At 74.4% G+C, this 19311-nt stretch carries 16 protein-coding genes; 7 read left to right on the top strand and 9 right to left on the bottom strand.

Annotated features, from left to right (window positions below; genetic code table 11):
- The first annotated feature begins 179 nt into the window (after window positions 1-179).
- From AB2U05_RS16700 to AB2U05_RS16685, 4 genes are read left to right on the top strand one after another with little or no spacing between them, the layout of a single operon-like run.
- Complete coding sequence (locus tag AB2U05_RS16700; RefSeq protein ID WP_369183601.1) at window positions 180-1190, top strand: ABC transporter ATP-binding protein; 1011 nt, start codon at window positions 180-182, stop codon at window positions 1188-1190.
- Entirely contained in the window at window positions 1187-2023 is an 837-nt protein-coding gene (locus tag AB2U05_RS16695; protein ID WP_369183600.1) for an ABC transporter permease, read from the top strand. The genes AB2U05_RS16700 and AB2U05_RS16695 overlap by 4 nt, the downstream gene beginning before the upstream one ends.
- A 58-nt stretch (window positions 2024-2081) precedes the next feature.
- Window positions 2082-3350, top strand: a complete 1269-nt coding sequence (locus AB2U05_RS16690) for a sensor histidine kinase (protein WP_369183599.1) — start codon at window positions 2082-2084, stop codon at window positions 3348-3350.
- A 60-nt stretch (window positions 3351-3410) separates the two neighbouring features.
- Window positions 3411-4034, top strand: a complete 624-nt coding sequence (locus AB2U05_RS16685) for a response regulator (protein WP_369183598.1) — start codon at window positions 3411-3413, stop codon at window positions 4032-4034.
- A gap of 27 nt (window positions 4035-4061) precedes the next feature.
- On the opposite strand, the gene AB2U05_RS16680 is transcribed toward AB2U05_RS16685, so the two are convergent.
- The 4 genes from AB2U05_RS16680 to purD all read right to left on the bottom strand — a co-directional run bounded on the left by AB2U05_RS16680 (window position 4062) and on the right by purD (window position 10493).
- Complete coding sequence (locus AB2U05_RS16680; RefSeq protein WP_369183597.1) at window positions 4062-4961, bottom strand: phosphoribosylaminoimidazolesuccinocarboxamide synthase; 900 nt, start codon at window positions 4959-4961, stop codon at window positions 4062-4064.
- Window positions 4962-5052: 91 nt separating this feature from the next.
- Window positions 5053-6588, bottom strand: coding sequence for a N,N-dimethylformamidase beta subunit family domain-containing protein (locus AB2U05_RS16675; protein ID WP_045709187.1), 1536 nt, complete (start codon window positions 6586-6588; stop codon window positions 5053-5055).
- Between the two features lie 380 nt (window positions 6589-6968).
- Window positions 6969-8531, bottom strand: a complete 1563-nt coding sequence (locus tag AB2U05_RS16670; RefSeq protein WP_045692682.1) for a hypothetical protein — start codon at window positions 8529-8531, stop codon at window positions 6969-6971.
- Between the two features lie 714 nt (window positions 8532-9245).
- Entirely contained in the window at window positions 9246-10493 is a 1248-nt protein-coding gene (gene purD, locus AB2U05_RS16665) for a phosphoribosylamine--glycine ligase (protein ID WP_045709347.1), read from the bottom strand.
- Window positions 10494-10877: 384 nt separating this feature from the next.
- Here purD and AB2U05_RS16660 point away from each other — a divergent pair, with 384 nt between their 5' ends.
- Window positions 10878-11648: an SLATT domain-containing protein gene (locus AB2U05_RS16660; protein ID WP_063773448.1), complete on the top strand. Its 771-nt coding sequence runs from the start codon at window positions 10878-10880 to the stop codon at window positions 11646-11648.
- Between the two features lie 51 nt (window positions 11649-11699).
- On the opposite strand, the gene AB2U05_RS16655 is transcribed toward AB2U05_RS16660, so the two are convergent.
- The 3 genes from AB2U05_RS16655 to AB2U05_RS16645 all read right to left on the bottom strand — a co-directional run bounded on the left by AB2U05_RS16655 (window position 11700) and on the right by AB2U05_RS16645 (window position 14488).
- Entirely contained in the window at window positions 11700-12347 is a 648-nt protein-coding gene (locus AB2U05_RS16655; RefSeq protein ID WP_045692685.1) for a hypothetical protein, read from the bottom strand.
- Between the two features lie 114 nt (window positions 12348-12461).
- Window positions 12462-13496: a GntR family transcriptional regulator gene (locus tag AB2U05_RS16650; protein ID WP_063773449.1), complete on the bottom strand. Its 1035-nt coding sequence runs from the start codon at window positions 13494-13496 to the stop codon at window positions 12462-12464.
- 194 nt (window positions 13497-13690) lie between these two features.
- Window positions 13691-14488, bottom strand: coding sequence for a carbon-nitrogen family hydrolase (locus tag AB2U05_RS16645; RefSeq protein ID WP_045692686.1), 798 nt, complete (start codon window positions 14486-14488; stop codon window positions 13691-13693).
- Window positions 14489-14675: 187 nt separating this feature from the next.
- Between AB2U05_RS16645 and AB2U05_RS16640 the strand changes: the two genes are divergently transcribed.
- On the top strand, window positions 14676-15497 hold the full coding sequence (locus tag AB2U05_RS16640) for a maleylpyruvate isomerase family mycothiol-dependent enzyme (protein WP_369183596.1): 822 nt from the start codon (window positions 14676-14678) through the stop codon (window positions 15495-15497).
- A gap of 156 nt (window positions 15498-15653) precedes the next feature.
- Window positions 15654-16487, top strand: coding sequence for a Bro-N domain-containing protein (locus tag AB2U05_RS16635; RefSeq protein ID WP_369183595.1), 834 nt, complete (start codon window positions 15654-15656; stop codon window positions 16485-16487).
- 76 nt (window positions 16488-16563) lie between these two features.
- On the opposite strand, the gene AB2U05_RS16630 is transcribed toward AB2U05_RS16635, so the two are convergent.
- Window positions 16564-17910, bottom strand: coding sequence for a nitrate/nitrite transporter (locus AB2U05_RS16630; protein WP_369183594.1), 1347 nt, complete (start codon window positions 17908-17910; stop codon window positions 16564-16566).
- Window positions 17911-17981: 71 nt separating this feature from the next.
- Window positions 17982-19214 carry a M64 family metallopeptidase gene (locus AB2U05_RS16625; RefSeq protein ID WP_369183593.1) on the bottom strand — a complete coding sequence of 411 codons (1233 nt, stop codon included), beginning with the start codon at window positions 19212-19214 and terminating at the stop codon, window positions 17982-17984.
- Between the last annotated feature and the right edge of the window lie 97 nt (window positions 19215-19311).

Raw genomic sequence — 19311 nt, 5'->3', positions numbered from 1 at the left:
TCGATCGAGGGGGCCCTTCGGCATTCCCCGGCCGTCCCGCATTCCGCCCCCGGGTTTCCCCGGGAGGCCGGCGACAGCGGGGACCGATGACATTCGTCATCGCCGACCCGTGGATCGCCACCACCGTTCCATGACGCCGCGCACTGCCCGCCCGGCCCGGCCGGCGGAAGGCTGGAGTCATGCGAACGAGCCGCCCCTCCCACCCCGACGACCACGTGATCGAGGTCACCGACCTGCACCGCCGCTACGGCGGCGCCACCGGGTACCACGCCGTCCGCGGCGTCGACCTCACCGTCGGCCGCGGCGAACTGTTCGCCCTGCTCGGCACCAACGGCGCCGGCAAGACCTCCACCATGGAGGTCATCGAGGGCCTGACCGCCCCCACCGGCGGCAGCGTCCGGGTCCTCGGCCACGACCCGCACCGGGAGCGCGCCGCCGTCCGCCCGCGGATCGGCATCATGCTCCAGGAGGGCGGCTTCCCCGGCGACCTCACCTGCGCCGAGACCGGCCGCGTCTGGGCCGGGACGACCAGCGGCGCCCGCCCGGTGGCGGAGGCGCTGGACCTGGTCGGGCTCGGCCACCGGTCGGGCGTCCGGGTCAAGCAGCTGTCCGGCGGCGAGAAGCGCCGGCTCGACCTCGCGATGGCCCTGCTCGGCCGCCCCGAGGTGCTGTTCCTGGACGAGCCCAGCACCGGCCTCGACCCGGAGGCGCGCGCCGCCGTCTGGCGGCTGGTGCGCGAACTGCGCGCCCAGGGCACCACCGTGCTGCTCACCACGCACTACCTGGAGGAGGCCGAGGAGCTGGCCGACCGGCTGGCCATCATGCACGGCGGCCGGGTCGTCACCAGCGGCACCGTCGCCGAGGTGATCGCCGGCCGGCCGTCCCGGATCGGCTTCGAACTGCCCGCGTACGACGGCGTCGCGCTGCCGGCCCTGACCGGCGCCGAGACCGTCGTCGACGGCCGCAAGGTCACCGTGCACACCACGACCCTCCAGGACACCCTCACCGACCTGCTCGGCTGGGCCCGGCACCACCAGATCGCGCTCGGCGCCCTGGACGCCCGCAGCGCCTCGCTGGAGGAGGCCTTCCTCGCCATCGCCTCCGAGGCCGCCGACCAGGCCCCACCGCCTCCCGGGCCCGCCGCCCCCGCCCGTCCCGCCCGCCGCCGCCTGATCGGAACCGCCCGATGACCACCGCCGCCGCCCCTGCCGCCCCCGCCACCGGCCCCCGGAGCACGGCCGCCCGCCGCCTGCTCGCCCTCGGCCGGGCCGAGGCCACCCTGCTGATGCGCAACCGCACCGCCCTGTTCACCGCGCTGGTGCTGCCCGTGGTGCTGATCAGCTCCCTGCACGGCCTGCTCAAGAAGCAGGCCGAGGACAACCCCGGGCTGGACGTCGACTCGCTGCTGGTCTACGGCTCGGTCGGGATGATCCTGGCCTTCGTCGTCTACTACAACCTGACCGCCGCGTACGTCGCGCGGCGCGGCGAGCTGGTCCTCAAGCGGATGCGCACCGGCGAGGCCAGGGACCTGGAGATCCTGCTCGGCACGGCCGTCCCCTCGCTCACCCTCGGCCTGCTGATGGCCGCCCTGATCGGGATCGGCGGCAGCGTCCGGCTGCACCTGACCGTGCCGGTCAACCCGCTGCTGATGGTGATCGGCCTGGTGCTGGCCCTGGCCACCATGATCGCCCTGGCCGCGCTGTCCAGCGCCTTCACCAGGACCGTGGAGAGCGCCGGCATCACCACCCTGCCGGTGATGCTGGTCATGCAGTTCGGCTCCGGCCTGTTCGTCCCGCTGGAGGTCATGCCCGCGCAGTTGGCCGACGTCTGCCGCCTGCTGCCGACCACCCCCGCCTTCCAGCTGATCCGCGTCGGCTGGTTCGGCACCGACGGCTCGGCCGCCGCCACCGGCTTCCTCGGCAGCTGGGGCACCGCCGCCCCGCACCTGATCACCGGTGGGATCTGGCTCGGCCTGGCGGTCTGGGGCGCGGTGCGCTACTTCCGCTGGGAGCCGCGCCGCTGATCGGATCAGCGATCCGAAGGTGAACCCCTGGTCCGGCCTCTGATAGGAAGGCAGCTGCATGATCGTGGCCGGACAGGGGGCGGACGAAGTGAGAATGCGGTCACCGCTGCGCAGCTGGCGGAGCCTGAGCAAGCCGCAGCGCACCGAGCTCTACCTGCGCTGGTCGCTCTACCTGATGGCGCTGCTCCTGCTGATCGCCGTCCTGACCAGCTCCGGCCTCGCCCTCGAGCGGGCCGACGGCGACCCCGCGCTGATGCCCGTGGTCCGGGTCTCGCTGCTCCTCGCCCTCGCGCTCACCCTGGTCCTGCTGCGGACCTACCGGGTGGCCATCGACCACTACCTGCGCCGCCCCACCGGCCACACCCGCTGGATCGCCGTCTCCGTCTGCCTCGCGGTGGCCGGCTGCTGGACGGTCCTGCTGCTCGGCCCGAAGGCCGACCCGGCGAACCCGAGTGACATCCCGTTCACCCTGTACGTCGCCGGGGACCTGCTGCTCTCCACCTTCGGACCGGTGTGCGTGGGGCTGCGCCCGAAACCGGCCGCCCTCACCGGGCTGGGCATGCTGCTGGCGGTCACCCCCGCCGTGCTGCTGGCCGGGGTCGGCGTCGGCGCCACCGCCGGGTTCCTGGTCGGCCAGGGGCTCTTCACGGCCTTCATCGGCTCCAGCTGCCGCGGCTTCGCCTGGCTGTGCGCCGTCGTCTGGGAACTGGACGCCGCCCGCGAGGCGCAGTCCCGGCTGGCCGTCGCCGAGGAGCGGCTGCGCTTCTCCCGCGACCTGCACGACGTGATGGGCCGCAACCTCACCACCATCGCGCTGAAGAGCGAACTCGCCGTCCAGCTCGCCCGGCGCGGGCGCCCCGAGGCCGCCGAGCAGATGGCCGAGGTGCAGAAGATCGCCCAGGAGTCGCAGCGCGAGGTCCGGGACGTCGTGCGCGGCTACCGCACCGCCGACCTGCACGCCGAGGCGATCGGCGCCCGCGCGGTGCTCCGCGCCGCCGACGTCGCCTGCGAGATCGACCTCGGCGCGGAGGCCGACCGGCTGCCGCCGCCGGTGCAGTCCGTGTTCGGCTGGGTGATCCGCGAGGCCACCACCAACGTGCTGCGGCACAGCGAGGCCGCCCGCTGCCTGATCCGGCTGCGGCAGGAGGGCGGACGGGCGGTGCTGGAGCTGGAGAACGACGGGGTGCCCGCCGTCCCGCTCCCGTCCCAGGGCGCCGGCACCGGGCTGCGCGGCCTGCGCGAGCGGCTCGCCGCCCACGACGGCGAGCTGACCGTCCCGGCCGCCGAGGCGGGCACCTTCCGGATGCTCGCCACCGTCCCGCTCTGAACCTTCCTCTGAACCGTCCCGCTCCGACCGCCCCCTGCCGCCGCCGAGGAAGGCCCGCCGATGACCGAGAACCCCGCGCCCGTCCGCGTCCTGCTCGCCGACGACGAGCACCTGATCCGCGGCGCGCTGGCCGCGCTGCTGTCGCTGGAGGACGACCTGGAGGTGGTCGCGCAGGCCGGCTCCGGCCCGGAGGCGCTGGCCATGGCGCAGGCGCACCGGCCCGACGTCGCGGTGCTGGACCTCCAGATGCCAGGCCTGGACGGCATCGAGGTCGCCGCCGAGCTGCGCCGGCTGCTGCCGGACTGCCGCTGCATGATCGTCACGGGCCACGGCCGCCCCGGCTACCTGAAGCGGGCGCTGGAGGTCGGCGTGCGCGGCTTCCTGCCGAAGACCGTCTCGGCGGCCGACCTAGCCGGCATCATCCGCACCGTGCGCTCCGGCGGCCGGTACGTCGACCCGGAGCTGGCGGCGGACGCGATCAGCGCCGGCGAGACCCCGCTGACCCCGCGCGAGACGGACGTCCTGGAGCTGGCCGCGGACGGCACCTCGATCGCGGAGATCGCCGACCGGGCCTCGCTCTCCCAGGGCACCGTGCGCAACTACCTGTCCTCGGCGGCGGGGAAGCTGGGCGCCGAGAACCGCCACGCGGCGGTGCGGATCGCCCGCGAGCACGGCTGGATCTAGGGCTGGCCGCGCCCGCGGGCGTTCGGGTCAGACCCAGCTGGTGCCGGTCAGCCGCTCGTACACCTCGATGTACCGGGCCCGGGTCCGCTCGACCAGCTCGACCGGCAGCTCCGGCGGCGGCTGCTCGCTGTAGCGGTCCCAGCCGGAGGCCGGGGAGACCAGCCAGTCGCGGATCAGCTGCTTGTCGAAGGAGGCCTGCGAGCGGCCCGGCTGGTACTCGTCGGCCGGCCAGTAGCGGGAGGAGTCCGGGGTGAGCACCTCGTCGCCGATGATCAGCTCGCCGTCCAGCAGGCCGTACTCGAACTTGGTGTCGGCCAGGATGATCCCCCGGTCGCGGGCGATGTCCCGGGCCCGGCCGTAGACGTCCAGGGTGGTGCGGCGCACCTGGGCGGCCAACTCGGCGCCGATCCGGCGGGCGGTCTCCTCGTAGGGGACGTTCTCGTCGTGCTCGCCGACCGCGGCCTTGAGCGCCGGGGTGTAGATCGGGGCGGGCAGCTCGGAGCTGTTGACCAGGCCCTCCGGCAGCGCGATGCCGCAGACCGTACGGGTCTCCTCGTACTCGGTCAGGCCGGAGCCGGCCAGGTAGCCGCGGGCGACCGCCTCGACCGGGATCATGTCCAGGCTCTTGCAGATCAGCGTGCGGCCCTTCCAGTCGGCCGGGGCGCCGACCGGGACCTCGGTGGAGATCACGTGGTTGGGCACGATGTCGGCGATCCGCTCGAACCACCACAGCGAGAGCTGGGTGAGGACGCGGCCCTTGTCCGGGATCTCGTTCGGCAGCACCCAGTCGTGCGCGGACATCCGGTCGCTGGCGACCATCACCAGCTCGCCCGACTCGGTGCGGTAGAGGTCACGCACCTTCCCGGTGTGCAGGTGGACCAGGCCGGGGACCTGGACGGGCTCGGGCTTGGTGACAAAACCGCTCAAGGTGTTCTCAGTCCTCAGGGGTCGTTCACGGGCGTGGGGCACCGCGAAAGGGGAGGTCACTGCCCCCGCAGTCTTTCACGCCCGCCGCCGGTCAGTTCTTGCAGAGCCGGTCCAGCAGGTTGGCGGTGGCCCGCTGGACCCGCTCGTCGGTCAGTCCCGGGCGGTCCAGCGCGGGCGACCAGGCGAAGGTGCCGGCCGCGAAGACGTAGGCGCCGCTGGGCGCCCGGTACAGCGAGGTCTCCTGGAAGCGGGTGCGGCCGGCGAGGTCCTGGTACGGCGAGTGCGCCAGCAGCACCCGTTCGGTGTGCTCGGGCAACGCCACCTTCGGGTAGTACCGGTCGGCCTCGCCCGCGACCAGGCCGGGCAGTTCGTCGCCCTCCTGCAGCCCGGTGCCGTCCCAGAGCCAGTGCGCGGTGTGCCGGGCGACCAGCGGGACGGGTGCGGCGACCCGGCCCGAGTACTGCACGCCGAGCAGGTGCTGCTCGGGCTCCCCGGCGTCCCGCCACAGCGCGCTGGCCGCGCCGGAGGCCCCCGCGGCCGGGCTGCCGGGCCCGGCCTTCTGCCGTTTGCGGCAGTTGAGCAGCCGGTTGGGCTCGCCGGAGGCGGCCGGGGTCAGCTCGACCCGCCAGTACATGGTGTTGGCGGACAGGAACACCAGCGAGGTGCCGCCGTCCCGGGCCCGCTCGGCGGCCCGGCGCATCGGCTCGGACCAGTACTCGTCGTGGCCGGGGAAGACCAGCGCCCGGTGCCGGGCCGGGTCGACCAGGCCGGCGTGCAGGTCGGTGGCGGTGGCGTAGGAGAGGTCGTAGCCGTAGCGCTCGGCCCAGCGGATGAAGTCGTAGGCGTGGCCGACGTGCAGCGGCAGCCCGGCGGTGGCGTGCGGGCGGTCGAAGGAGACCGTGACGGCCGCGTCCGCCTCGCCGACCAGCCCGCCCCGGCCGTCCCAGGCGTGGTAGAGGCTGGCGCCGCTGCGGCCGTCCTCGGGGAACAGGTTGTACGCCTGCCAGGTCACGTCCGGGAGCACCAGGAGGAGTTCGGCGGCGTGCTCCTGCTCGGCGACGTCCCGGACGGTGAACGGGATGTGACTGCGGTGCAGCATGTCGGCGGTGGTCAGCACCGCGACGTACGCGCCGGGCTGCCAGTGGGTCGGGATCTGCAACCGCCAGGAGTGCCACCAGTGGTGGCAGGAGACGGTCCGCTCGACGACCAGCGGGGCGGGCTGGACCAGACCGGAGATCAGCGGACTGGTCGTCATATGGCGTGCTCCGTCGCCGCCGTAGTGGCCGATCCGGTAGACGTCGACGGAGAACTCGCGGGGCGGGTTGACGGTGACCCGGAAGTCCACCGAGCCGCCGGGGCGGATCACCCCGGCCGAGGCGAAGCCCTTGATCTGCTGGTCCACGTCGTTGGAGCTGCGCGGGGTGCCGACCGGCGGCACGGGGCGGCCACCGGCTGCCAGCGGCTGCTGGCCGGGGGCGTCCACCGAGACGTACCAGGGCACGCTGCCCTCGGCGTCCAGGTACTCCTCGGGGCTGCGCAGCCAGGGCAGCGGGCCCTGCCCGAAGGGGTCGGAGACGCTGTAGGCGTGCGTTCCGGACTCCCAGCGGCGATTGAGTTCCGAGCCCACGCGCCCTCCCAGGTGCACTTCCGTGATTCCTCGCTCGCCCCCCGGGCGCTCCTGATCCGGTGCCGACGCCCTCCCCCGGCCCCGGCGGCCGGGAGGCACCCCCACGCTCCGGCGCTCGCCCGCCGCACGTCGCGTTCGACACCGGCGCGCGCTTCGGCTCCCGGGGCCCGGTTGGCACGTGCCCCCCGGATGTGCGTGCGGTCTAATACACCACACCGCGTCGGCGCCGCGTCACCCCGCGGTCGCAATTGGTGCGGGGAATCTCGCGGCCCGCCCGGGCAGGGCCTCCGGCCTGCGCGGACGCCCGCCCGCCGGACCGCCCGGGGGCGCGTACGGATCCGTCGAGCGCCGCCCGGGCCGGTGCCTGCCGCCGGCCGGCACTACAGCCGGACCGGCTTCTCCAGGCGGACGTCGGCGGCGTCCAGCCAGGCGCGCAGCGGGCCGTCCTGGCCCTGTTCGACGGCCTGGGCGACCGGGCCGGCCAGGTCGGTGCGGCGGACGCCGCCGAGCAGCAGCACCGGGCCGTCCAGCCAGTCCAGGCCGGGGGCGCCGCCCGCGGTGTCCACGGCGGCGCAGCAGACCATCGCGGTGACGTGGTCGACCAGCAGGTCGCGGCCGGTGCGGTCGGGTTCGAGCAGCGGGGCCGGGGCGGTGGTGCGGGCCAGCTGGGCGGCGAGCGCGGCGGCCAGCCGTTCGCCGTCGCCCTCGGCGAGCCGGACCAGCAGCCGGGTCAGGGTGGGGGCGCCGGGGCGGGACTGCGGGGCGAGCCGGTCCAGGGCGGTCTGCAGGGCGGCGGCGCCGGCCCGCCAGCCGGCGTCCACCACGTCGGCCGGGTAGTCGGTCCACTCCAGCTCGTGCCAGCTGCCGGCCGGCGGGCGGCCGAAGAACAGTTCGGCCGCGAGCCGGGAGACCGCGCGGTCGACGGCGCCGGGCTCCTCCAGCAGGTCGCAGGCCGGGCGATCGCCGAGCCGGGTGCCGTAGCCGTCCGCCAGCCGGTCGCGGCGGGACAGCTCGGTGAGCGCGGCGGCCACACCGGCGTTGAGGTGCGCGGGGTGGCGGCCGAGCCGCCAAGCGGGCAGCGCGACCCGGGTGAGCAGGCGGTCCCAGCCGGCGTAGGCCAGCCCGACCTGCTCCTGGGCGGCTATCCGGAGGCCGTAGTCGACCGCCCGGGCCTGCTCGGAGGCCCGGGCCGCGACGGACCGCTCCAGCTCGGCGGCGTGGCCGCGGCAGGCGCCGAGCAGCCGGCGGGTGATCGGCCGGGTGAGCCGGTCGGCGAGGGCGGCGGGGCCGCGCCGGGGAGCGGCGGGTTCGACGGCGGGGGCGCCGCCGAGGCCGGGGGCGCCGCCCCGGCCGGAGTCGAGGCTGGCGTCCAGGCTGCGCAGGAAGCGGCGGGCGGCGGCGATCTCCGGATCGGCGGAGGCGGCGGTGCCGGCCACCACCGGTGCCAGCAGGGCGCGCAGCTCGCCGGCCCGCATCCACCACAGGAACGGCGAGCCGATCACCAGCACCGGCGCGGGCGGCTCGTGCTGCCGGCCGGCGGGCGGGACGTCCTCCAGCCAGCTGTCGCAGTCCGGGGTGAGCGCGATGGCGGAGGGGGCGGGCACCTCCAGCCGGTCGGCCAGCTCGTCGATCAGCCGGTACAGCTCGGGGGCCTCGACGCGTTCCAGCGGGACGGCCGGGATGCGCGGCGGGACGGCCCTGCGGTAGGCGCGGGCGGTCAGGCCGGCCACCAGGAGGGCCAGCGCGGCGACCGCGCAGACCACCCAGCGGACGGCGTCCCACCCGGCGGCGTCCGCGGCGCCGGGTGCGCCGATCCGGCCGGTGAACCGGCCGGCGAGCAGCACGGCCGCGACGGCGGCGGGCAGGGCGGCGGCGGCCAGGGCCAGGCCCCGGACCCGCAGGACCACCTGGGCGTGAGCGCGCGCGGTGTCGACTGCGGCCATACGGTGCGGCACCCCCTTCGGAGCCCTCGGGCGCCCGGCGACGGGGCCCGAGCCGACTCGAAACGATCAGTTCCGACCGGGAGCGGAGGAGTCCGATCCCGGTAGTACGAGCTGCGTCAGGACAAGCTGTGTGGCGCTACTGACATTCTCGACGCGCCGCCCCGGGCGGGCGTTCCGGATGGTCCCGGTTTCCACTCGTCCCGGTGACGGCGCCCGAACACCGCCGCCGTCACCCGGGGAGCCGACGACCGGTCCGGTGCGAAGCACCCGGGCGAGCACCCGGCCGGACGCCGTCCAGCATCCCCCCGCGGGCGCGCCGCTACCCGGCGGCGCCCCAGCGCACGGACCCCGCGCAACGCGATCAGGCGCACCATAAGGCCGGGCGGCCGGTTGCGTCAGCCGGATGCGGACGCTGTCACCCGATGGGCTGGAATCCGGCCGCCGGACGGTGCGCCGCCCGCCGTGGGCCTGTCTCTTGGATTTTGTCGGATCAGCGTGCGGCGTTGGGGTGCGTGCATCGCAAGGCGGAGGAGGGAGCCACTGCGGAGCATTGGCGACCGACGACAACGCGGCGAGGTGCGTGCCCCGGCGTCGCACGCCCGGCAAGGGTCCAAGAGACAGGCCCGTGGCCGCCCCCGCCCCGGAAACGCCGAGGGCGCTGCGTCCATGGGGGTTGACCCCACGGACGCAGCGCCCTCGGACGGACGCGGCCGCCTACGCGGTGGCGGCCTTCAGCGCGATGTCGGTGCGGTGCTGCCCGCCCTTCAGGGAGATCCGGCCGACCGCCGCGTAGGCGCGCTCGCGCGCCTCGGCGAGGTCCGCGCCGGTCGCCGTGACCGACAGGACGCGGCCGCCGGCGCTCAGCACCTGGCCGTCCTCGCCCGCCCTGGTACCGGCGTGCAGCACGAACGCGGTGCCGTCCGCCTCGGCCTCGGCCAGGCCCTCGATCGGGTCGCCGGTGCGCGGCGCGGCCGGGTAGCCCTCGGAGGCGACGACCACGGTGACGGCCGCGCCCTCGTCCCAGCGCAGCGGCTCCAGCTGGTCCAGGGTGCCCTCGGCCGCGGCCAGCAGGACGCCGGCCAGCGGGGTGCGCAGCCGGGCCAGCACGACCTGGGTCTCCGGGTCCCCGAAGCGGGCGTTGAACTCGATCACCCGGGTGCCGCGCGAGGTGAGCGCCAGGCCCGCGTACAGCAGGCCGGAGAACTCGGTGCCACGGCGGCGCAGCTCGTCGACGGTCGGCTGCAGGACGCTCTCCAGGACCTCCTGGACCAGCCCGGCCGGGGCCCAGGGCAGCGGCGAGTAGGCGCCCATGCCGCCGGTGTTGGGGCCCTCGTCGCCGTCCAGCGCGCGCTTGAAGTCCTGCGCGGGCTGCAGCGGGAGCACGGTGGTGCCGTCGGTGATCGCGAACAGCGAGACCTCGGGGCCGTCCAGGTACTCCTCGATGACCACGCGCTCGCAGGAGGCGGCGTGCGCCAGCGCCTCCGCGCGGTCGGAGGTGACCACGACGCCCTTGCCGGCCGCCAGGCCGTCGTCCTTGACCACGTACGGCGCGCCGAACGCGTCCAGCGCGGCGGCGGCCTCCTCCGCGGTGGTGCAGACGTAGGAGCGGGCGGTCGGGACGCCGGCCCCGGCCATCACGTCCTTGGCGAAGGCCTTCGAGCCCTCCAGCTGGGCGGCCGCGGCGGACGGGCCGAACACCGGGATGCCGGCCGCGCGCACCGCGTCGGCGACGCCGGCCACCAGCGGGGCCTCCGGGCCGACCACGACCAGTTCGGCGCCGAGCCGCCGGGCCAGCGCGCTGACCTGCGCGCCGTCCAGCTGGTCGACCGGGTGGACCGTCGCCACCTGCGCGATCCCGGCGTTGCCCGGGGCACAGTGCAGCTCGGTCACGGCGGGATCTTGGGACAGAGAGCGGCACAGGGCGTGTTCGCGGGCGCCGCCGCCGATGACGAGGACCTTCACGCTCGCCAAGAGTAGTCGGTGGCCGGTTCAGGCCGTCCTCCGGTCCCGTCCGATCCTCCAGTCGGAAGCGGTCCGTACGCCCACGACGTCGGAGGATCCTCCGAGCCGGGACCGGCCCGGTCAGCTGCGGGTGTCCGGGTCAGGACGGCGGGTCACCGGGGCCTCCCTCGGACGGGTGAAATCCCGCCGACTCGCGCAACCCGCTCACCTCGGGTTCCGGTGGCGGAATCCGGTAACGATCACCGGGGAAGCGTCCCACGGTCAGCCATTTGGCGGTAAGAAGTGCTGTTGGACAACCACCGGCAGACGCCACGTCAGCCGGTGCGCCGCCAGCCCCCAGCAGTCCGCCCGCCACAGGGAGCCCCACAGGTGAGCCAGCCGGAAATGCAGCCCGAGGAGAGTGCCTGGGCCAAGGAGATCGGCGAGGAGGACCAGCCTGCCGCCGCCGTCGCCCGCCGGGCCTCCACCCGACGCCGGACCGATCTGAGCACCCGCCAGTTCCCGCTCGGGGACTGGGGCGAGCCCGCCGAGCGGCTGGAGGAGCTGTACCGCTGGTCCGAGGAGCGGGCGGTCGAGGCGATCGACTGGTACCGCCGCGACCGGGTGTGGAAGCGCCGCTGGGCCCGTCTGCTGCGGTTCGGCACGGCCGGCTTCGCGATCGGCGGGGCGACCGCCCCGCTGATCGACCTGACCGGAACCCTCGCGCACGGCACCAGCTGGGGCTACGTCGGCTTCGCGCTCGCCGCCGCCTGCTACGGCACCGACCGGGGCTTCGGCCTGACCTCCGGCTGGATGCGGGACGTCTCCACCGCCCAGGCGCTGCAACGCCGCCTGGAGGCCTTCCAGTTCGACTGGGCGTCGGAGTGCGTGCGCGAGGTGCTCGGCCCGACCGAGGGCACCGCGGGCGAGGCCGCCGAGCGCTGCCTCGGGGTGCTGCGCCGGTTCTGCGAGGACGTGTCGGACATGGTCCGCACCGAGACCTCGGAGTGGATGCTGGAGTTCCGCGCCTCGATGACCCAGCTGCCCACCCAGGCCCCGGGGACCTGGGGCGGGCGCAGCGAGACCGGCGGCGGCGCCCAGGTGCGGGTGCTGCCGCCGCCGGGGACCAGGCCCACCATGCCGCGCCAGCGGCCGCCGGAGGGGCCGCTGCGGTAGGTGTGCCGGAAGGGCTCAGGGCTGGGGGCTCGGGGCTCGGAGCTCGGGGGCTCAGGCGAAGACGATCATCGAGCCCTGGGCGACGCTGCGGATCGCCGCCGCGTACAGGCCCGACCAGGCGTGCCGCTCCCGGGCGAAGGGGTGCACGTCGTCGATCGGCGGCCCGAACGGCTGCTCCAGGCCGGTCGGGCCGAGCGGCCGGGTCGGGTCCGGCGGGCTGGCCGGGTCTATGCCCAGGGCCGGTGCCACGGCCTGCAGTTCGCGCAGCAGCCCGTGGCTGGAGCCGAGCGGGCCGCCACCGGCCAGCAGCGCGTCGTCCACCAGCGGCACCGCGAACTCGATCGGCACGTACGCGCCCGCGTGGTCGAAGTGCCAGACCAGGTGCGACTGTTCGGCGGTGCTCTCGAACATCTCCAGCAGCTGCTCGTAGTCGCCGCCGAGCGAGTCGACCGGGGTGATGTCCAGGCCGGTCAGACCCAACAGGTAGGCGCGGCGCAGGAAGTGCAGCGAGTCGTAGTCGAACGCGGCTATCGGCTCGACCGCGCCGCTGAGCCCTGGGACGTACTGGTAGACCGGCACCTCGGGCAGCCCGTGCGCGGCCAACGCCGCGTTGTAGAGCGCGAGATCGTCCCGGAAGGGGTTGTCGGGGCTGTGGCTCAGCACGTCCACCAGCGGGACGAGCCAGAGGTCGCAGGCCATGGCCGGCAGTTCCTCTCCGGGCGGCGGGATCGCCCGCGGGGCGGGGCGACGACGGGGACGGGTCGGTACCCGGACGACCGCCTCGCGCGGCGCCCGGTTCGACGACCGCCCACCCTACCGGCCCGGCGTCCGGTGCGGACCGGGCCGTCCCCGCGGTGCCTCCGGGGGCGACTCCGGCAGCCGTCTGCCGAACCGCCCGTACGGCACCGTGCGCGGCTGCGGGACCAGGCCGAGGCCCAGGCCCAGCTCGCGGCCCAGCTCCCGGCCGAGCTCGTCGCCGGCCCTCGACCGCCGCCCGGAGCGGCCCGGCTCGGGCGGGGACCCGGGCTGGGACTCGGACTGGAACTCGGGCTGAGGTGCTTGCGGCTCGGGCCCGGACTCCGGCGGGGCGGTCGGCGGCGCCTGCTCCGGGCCGTCCACCTGCTCGACGAGCAGGCCCAGCACCGTCACCGACTCCAGCGGCCGCCCGGCCCGCTCGGCCAGCATCCGGACGGTGGCCAGGTTGTAGGCGCAGATGATCCGGTGCGCGCCGACGAGGTCGCCGGCCTCGATCGCGTCGACCAGGTCCGGGTGGCCGTCCCAGCAGACCCCGGCCAGGCTCGGCAGCTCCCGCAGGTAGCGCGCGGCGAACATCCAGGACTGCACCCGCAGCCAGTCCAGGTACTCGCCGATCCGGCGGTTGCCGAGCAGGGCGGCGACCTCCTGCCAGAACCGGCGGTCGCAGCCCACCATCACGTCCAGGTTCCCGGCCCGGGAGGCCCGCACCGCCGCGTCCGCCCGGCGGCGCAGCGGCTCCAGCCGGGACAGGTCGGGCAGCGCCCGGCCGGTGGCGAACTGCCGGTGGAAGCTGTCGGTGATCAGCACCCGGGACTCGAAGATCTCCAGGAAGTCGTCCCAGCACAGCTCGGGGACGGTGAACCCGCGGTGGTGCTCGGTCCGCAGCAGGCCCTGGGCGCCGAGGTCGACCAGCGCCTCCCGGGCCGGGGTCGCCGAGACCCCGTACATCTCGGCGACCTCCTTGACCGTGAAGTTGCGGCCGGCCGCCAGTCGGCCGGCCATCATCTCCTCGCGCAGGGCGCCGGCGATCTGCTCGCGCAGGCTGTTGCGGTGGATGACGGGGCGGGTGTCGCCTGCGCCGTGGACGGACATGCGCGCGACCTCCTCGCGGGTGGGCCGACCGGGCCGACCCTCGGCGGACCGGCCGTGGAGCGGCGGAGAACACGACGAATGCTCATCTTCTCAAACCCGGAGCGGGCAGGTACGAACCAACCCCCCGAACCGGCCCCCGGTCCGGCCCCCGGTCCGGCCCCGGCGAGCCCCGGCGAGCCCCGGCAGGCCCGCGCCTACCGCTGGACCGGCGCCGGGATCCCCAGCAGGCGGTCCCGCAGCACCGGGAACTCCTCGCGCGCCTTGCCCACCTCCGCCGGGTCGAACTCGACGGTCAGCACCTGCTCCCCCGCCCCCGCCTCCGCCAGCACCCGGCCCCACGGGTCCACCACGATGCTGTGCCCGGCCTGCTCCACCCCGCCGTGCGTCCCGGCCGTGTTGCAGGCCAGCACGAAGCACTGCTCCTCCACCGCCCGGGCCCGGGCCAGCAGCGTCCAGTGCTCGCGCCGCCGGGCCGGCCAGGCCGCCGGGACGACCAGCAGCTGCGCGCCCGCGTCCAGCAGCGCCCGGAACAGCTCCGGGAAGCGCAGGTCGTAGCAGGTGGCCAGGCCCAGCGTGCCGAACTCGGTGGGCGCGGTGACGATCTCCTGCCCGGCGCCCATCACCACCGCCTCGCCGCTGTCGAACCCGAAGCGGTGGATCTTGCGGTAGGTGTGCACCAGCTCGCCGTCCGGGGCGAACACCAGCGAGGTGTTGTAGATCGGCCCGTCCGGATCGCGCTCGACGATCGAACCCGCGTGCAGCCACACCCCGGCCGCCCGCGCCGCCGCCGCCATCGCGTCCGAGGTCGGCCCGTCCAGCGTCTCGGCCCCCTCCGACCAGAGGTCGTACGCGAAGCCGCCGAGCGGCCACAGCTCCGGCAGGACCACCAGGTCGGCGCCCTGCTGGGCCCGGACCAGGGTGGCCGCCCGGGCCCTCCGCTCGGCCGGCGGCTCGGCGGCGGAGACCGCGAGTTGGATCAATGAAGCGCGCACAGTACCACCGTCCACGACAAGAGACCTACGATCGTCACCCGAAAGCGCTGCCTTGCTGTCTCCCGGCAGCGTAACGTGCGGTTAGCGCGTGCGCCCGGAAGCCGGACCAATCCCCGGCCGACCCCACGGACGGGGTACGGACCGGGCGCAGGTGGCGAGGAAGCTGACGGAGGGCCGGAGAATTCCCGTGACGGACAACCAGACCGTGCAGGCTTACATCGAGGCGTGGACGCACAGCATCGAGTCCATATCGGAGCTGGTCGCCCCACTCCCCGAGGGCTCCTGGAACCGGCCCACCGAATGCCCCGGCTGGTCCGTCCGGGACATCGTCGCGCACATCATCGCCATCGAGTCCGAACTGCTCGGCGACCCGCGCCCGATCCACTCGCTGCCCCGCGACCTGCGCCACGTCACCAGCGACTTCGCCCGCTACGTCGAACTGCCGGTGGACAAGCGCCGCTGCCACACCGCGCTGGAGATGACCAGCGAGCTGGAGTACACGGTCATCCGCCGTGCCCGCGCGCTGCGCAACGCCAAGCAGGGCCCCGAGGACCTGGTCCGGCTGCCGCTCGGCCCGCTCGCCAGAGACGTGCCGTACCACCAGCTGCTGCGGATCCGGGTCTTCGACGTCTGGGTGCACGAGCAGGACCTGCGCCGCGCCCTCCACACCCCGGGCAACCTCGACTCCCCCGGCGCCCTGATCACCCGGGACTTCCTGCTGCCGCAGCTGCCGAAGGCCGTCGCCGACAAGGCCGGCGCCCCGGCCGGGACCACCGTGGTGCTGGACGTCACCGGCCCGGTCGAGTTCCTGCGCACCGTCCGCGTCGACGCCGCCGGGCACGGCACCGTCGACGAGTCCATCAGCCTGGCCCCGGACGTCCAGCTCACCATGGACTGGGAGACGTACCTCCGCCTCGCCTGCGGCCGCGGCCGCCCCGGCCCGGTCACCGTCGACGGCGACAAGGAGCTCGCCGACCGCATCCTGGCCAACTTCGCCGTCACCATCTGAGCCGGGGCGCGCACCACCCGGCGTACACGCACGACCGCACGCCGGGTCGGTACGACCCGTGCATCCATACGTCAACCAGGCACCGGGTACATCACCCGTTCGACCTCGTTGTTCCGGGCAGTCCAGCCATCGCTCGGAAGAAGGAGGAACGTCCCCATGGACGACGAACAGGCAGAGATGGTGTTGGTCCGGTCGAGCTTCCCGGTCACGGGGCAGCCGATCAGGGTCGTGATGATCGACGGGGAGCCGTGGTTCGCGACCATGGATGTCTGCACGATCCTGGCCCGGAGCAACCCGAGCTGGGCCAGCAAGATCGTGGATCCCAAGGACACGCGCACCATCGACATGCGCTCGGTATGCCTCACTTCAAGTGAGGCATACGGCGTTTCCGCAGGTGGGAATGGCCCCGTACGCGGAAACCCATTCCTCAACCTCATCAACGAGGCGGGGCTCTACCTCCTCGTCATGAGGTCGAAGAAGTCCAACGCCAAGCCGTTCCAGGAGTGGGTCGCCCGCGACCTGCTCCCCTCCGTTCGCCGAGGGGACACCGACATCCCCACCCAGCAGCGGCGGATGGCGGAGACCCTGGCCGAGGCGATCGGCCAGCAGGTGCAGATCGTCGCGGAGATCGACCACGAGGACTGGCCCGGCCTGACCGTCCACTCGGACGGGACGGTCCACTGCCGGCACGGGGAGATGATCCTCCACCTGCCGACCCGGGAGGAGGACAGCGGGCCGCCCTTCGGCGCGTACTTCGCCTGCCCGGGCGGGGAGCGGGTCGGCATCCGGGGCAGCCGGATCGTCCCGGGCTGCCCGAAGCTGAAGCTGGTGGACCTGATCCGCATGCGGCGCGAGGCCCGGCCCGCGCCCGTCCCCGAGCCCATGCCGAGCCACGGGCTCATGTACGCGGAAGTGAAGGTCGGCCAGATCAGCCGCGTCTATGGAACAGCCATGCAGATGGCCGAGTTCATCAGGGAGTACAGGCGCTGACCATCCACTCGATGGAGGGTTAGCGGAATACCCTTCCTCAAAGGAAGGCTAATCGCGTTTCCGCAGGTCAGAATGCCTACGGCTTCGAGTCCATAACCCTCCGGCGCAGCCGGAGGATCATCAGCGTCCCCACCACCATCGGGACGTACTGCCAGCAGAACGCCCATCGGAAGGCATCGGCCGGATACCCGGCGGTGCCTTCCGGCGTGAGGGCGTCCAGCAGGACACCGACGCCGAGCAGGGTGATCACCGTGCCGATGAACCCGCCCATGTTGACGATGCCGGAGGCGGTGCCGAGGCGTTCGACCGGGTTGCGGGCGCGGGCGTAGTCGAGGCCGACGAGCGAGGCGGGGCCGTTGCTGCCCATCACCACGACGATCGCGACCAGCAGCCACATCGGCGGGTGGCCGCCGGGCCAGGCCAGGGCCAGGGCCCAGCCGAGCGCGGTGGCGCCGATGACGGTGAGCACGATCGGCATCCGGGCGCGGGCGGTGCGGGAGAGGACGCGGCCGAAGACGAAGCCGGAGGTCATGTTGGCGAGGACGAGCAGGGTGAGCAGCCCGCCGGCCTCGGCCCGGGAGAGGCCCTGGGCCTGGATCAGGTAGGGCATGCCCCAGAGCAGGCCGAAGGTGTTGCCGGGGAACTGGGTGGTGAAGTGGATCCACAGGCCCAGCCGGGTGCCCGGTTCCCGCCAGCAGGCGCGGACCTGATGGCCGATCCTCGGTCGTTCGACGGGCGCCTCGACGGTCCGCCCGACTGACGGCGCCCTCGCCGGCACCTCCCGCAGGAAGAGCGCGACCAGCGCGAAGACCGCGACGCCGAGCAGCGCGATGGCGGTGAAGGTGGGCGTCCAGCCCTCGCTGTGCAGGGCCTGGGCGAGGACCACGGTGGTGATCAGGTTGCCGCCCATGCCGACCAGGCCGGTGAGCTGCGCGACGAAGGGGTTCTTCGCCGCCGGGAACCACCGGGCGGCGATCCGCAGCACGCTGATGAAGGTCATGGCGTCGCCGCAGCCGAGCACGGCCCGGGAGGCGAGCGCGGGGCCGAAGGAGGAGCTGAAGGCGAAGGCCAGCTGCCCGGTGCTGAGCAGCAGGACGCCGAGCAGCAGCACCTTGCGGGGCCCGTACCGGTCGACGAGCAGGCCGACCGGTATCTGCATGGCCGCGTAGACCAGCACCTGGAGGATGGAGAAGGTGGAGAGCGCCGAGGCGCCGATGCCGAAGCGGTCGGCGGCGTCCAGGCCGGCCACGCCGAGGCTGGTGCGGTGGATGACGGCGAGGACGTAGACGCTGACGCCGATGGACCAGGCCAGCCAGGCGGCGCGCCCACCGGGGGGCGCCGCCGGGACGGCCGGGGGCTCGGCGGTGGATCGGGGAGCGGGGACGGACAGGGACGGGACTGAACGGGCTGGCTCCACGGTCATAGTCCGTCCAGACTAGTCATCCCATGATGGGACGCCCAGCGAGGGGGCGCCCGGGATCCGCCGGACCGGCGTCAACCGGTCAGCGTCCAGGAGACCGAACGGGTCATGTACTTGTCCCGGAAGGCCTCGTCCCGGACCCAGTCGGTGGTGTCCCGCACCGTCGCGGTCACGGTGGCCGTCCGGCCCGGTTCCAGGTCCAGCAGCGCGGTGTCCAGCCGGCCGCCGTCCACGGCCTGCGGCGGCACCGGCGCGCCGTCCAGCTTCCACTCCACCCTGAGCTGCCGCGCGCCGGTCAGCGGCAGCGGCCGGACGTCCAGCCGGGGCCGCCCGGCCACCTCGCCGGGGGCGGGCGCCGGCGGATCGGTCGGCCGGACCTTGCGGTACAGCTCCTCGATGATCGCCTCGCGCGAGGGCAGGTTGTAGGCGCTGCCCAGGGTGCGCATCACCGAGTCCTGGGTGGGCCGGTAGAGGCCGTTGGCGCTGCGGTACGCCCCGATCGTCCCGCCGCCGTCCGGGGACTCGGCGCCCAGCCAGCGCCACCACTTGGTCTGCTTCTTGCGCATGTCGTCGGCGTTGAGGGTGGAGAGGTTCGGGTAGTCGGCGTCGTCGGGGGCGCTGTCGTACTCGTCCCCCAGGTCCCCCACGGTGTGCCCGATCTCGTGCTGGATGATCCGCCCGGCGTCCGGGCTGCCGCCGGCCAGGGTGGTCACCCCGGTGCCGCCGGCGCCGCCGTACTCGGCGGAGTTGGCGAGCGCGATCAGGTACTGCGGCCCGGCGCTGTTCCCGGCGTAGCGGGCGGTGGCGCCCTCGTCGGCGCACAGCAGCCGGGCGGTGCCCTCGCACCAGAAGTGCATGCCGAGCGGGGTCGACGGGTTGCGCCCGCGGGTCTCGGTCTCGGCTATCCCGGAGGCCTCGGAGACCACTTCGACCCGCCGTATGTTGAAGAAGCCCTGGTAGGTGCGGAACGGCTCGATGTCCATCAGGGCGTGCCAGGCCTTGTCGGCCTGCTGGCGGAACAGCTCCTGGTCGGCGGCGGTGTAGCCGTCGCCGAGCAGGACCAGGGTGATCCGGTTGGCCGGGTCACCGGTGCGGCGTATGTCGAAGGTGGGGGCGGCGGCCGGGGCCCGCAGGTCGGCGCGCAGCGCCTGGTGCGGCGGCGCGGCCCGGTCCGCGGGGGCGCCCGGCCCGATCACCCCGAACGGCGACGGGCCGGCCAGCTCCAGCGCGGCCGGGAGTACGGCGGTGGACACCAGGACCAGGGCGGCCAGACTCCGGACGAGACGGCCAGGGTTGCCAGGCGGCATACGGGTGCGTCCTCGGGGTTCCGGTCACCCGGTGTCGCCCGGGTGGGGGAGCGGAGACGTACCCGGCCCGGCGTGTCGCCCCTACCGGACGACGCAA

The sequence above is a fragment of the Streptomyces sp. Y1 genome, assembly GCF_041053115.1.
GTDB classification, from domain to species: domain Bacteria; phylum Actinomycetota; class Actinomycetes; order Streptomycetales; family Streptomycetaceae; genus Kitasatospora; species Kitasatospora rubellomurina.
Note: the sequence above shows the minus strand (reverse complement) of the source record. Positions and strands in the feature narration are given on the sequence as shown.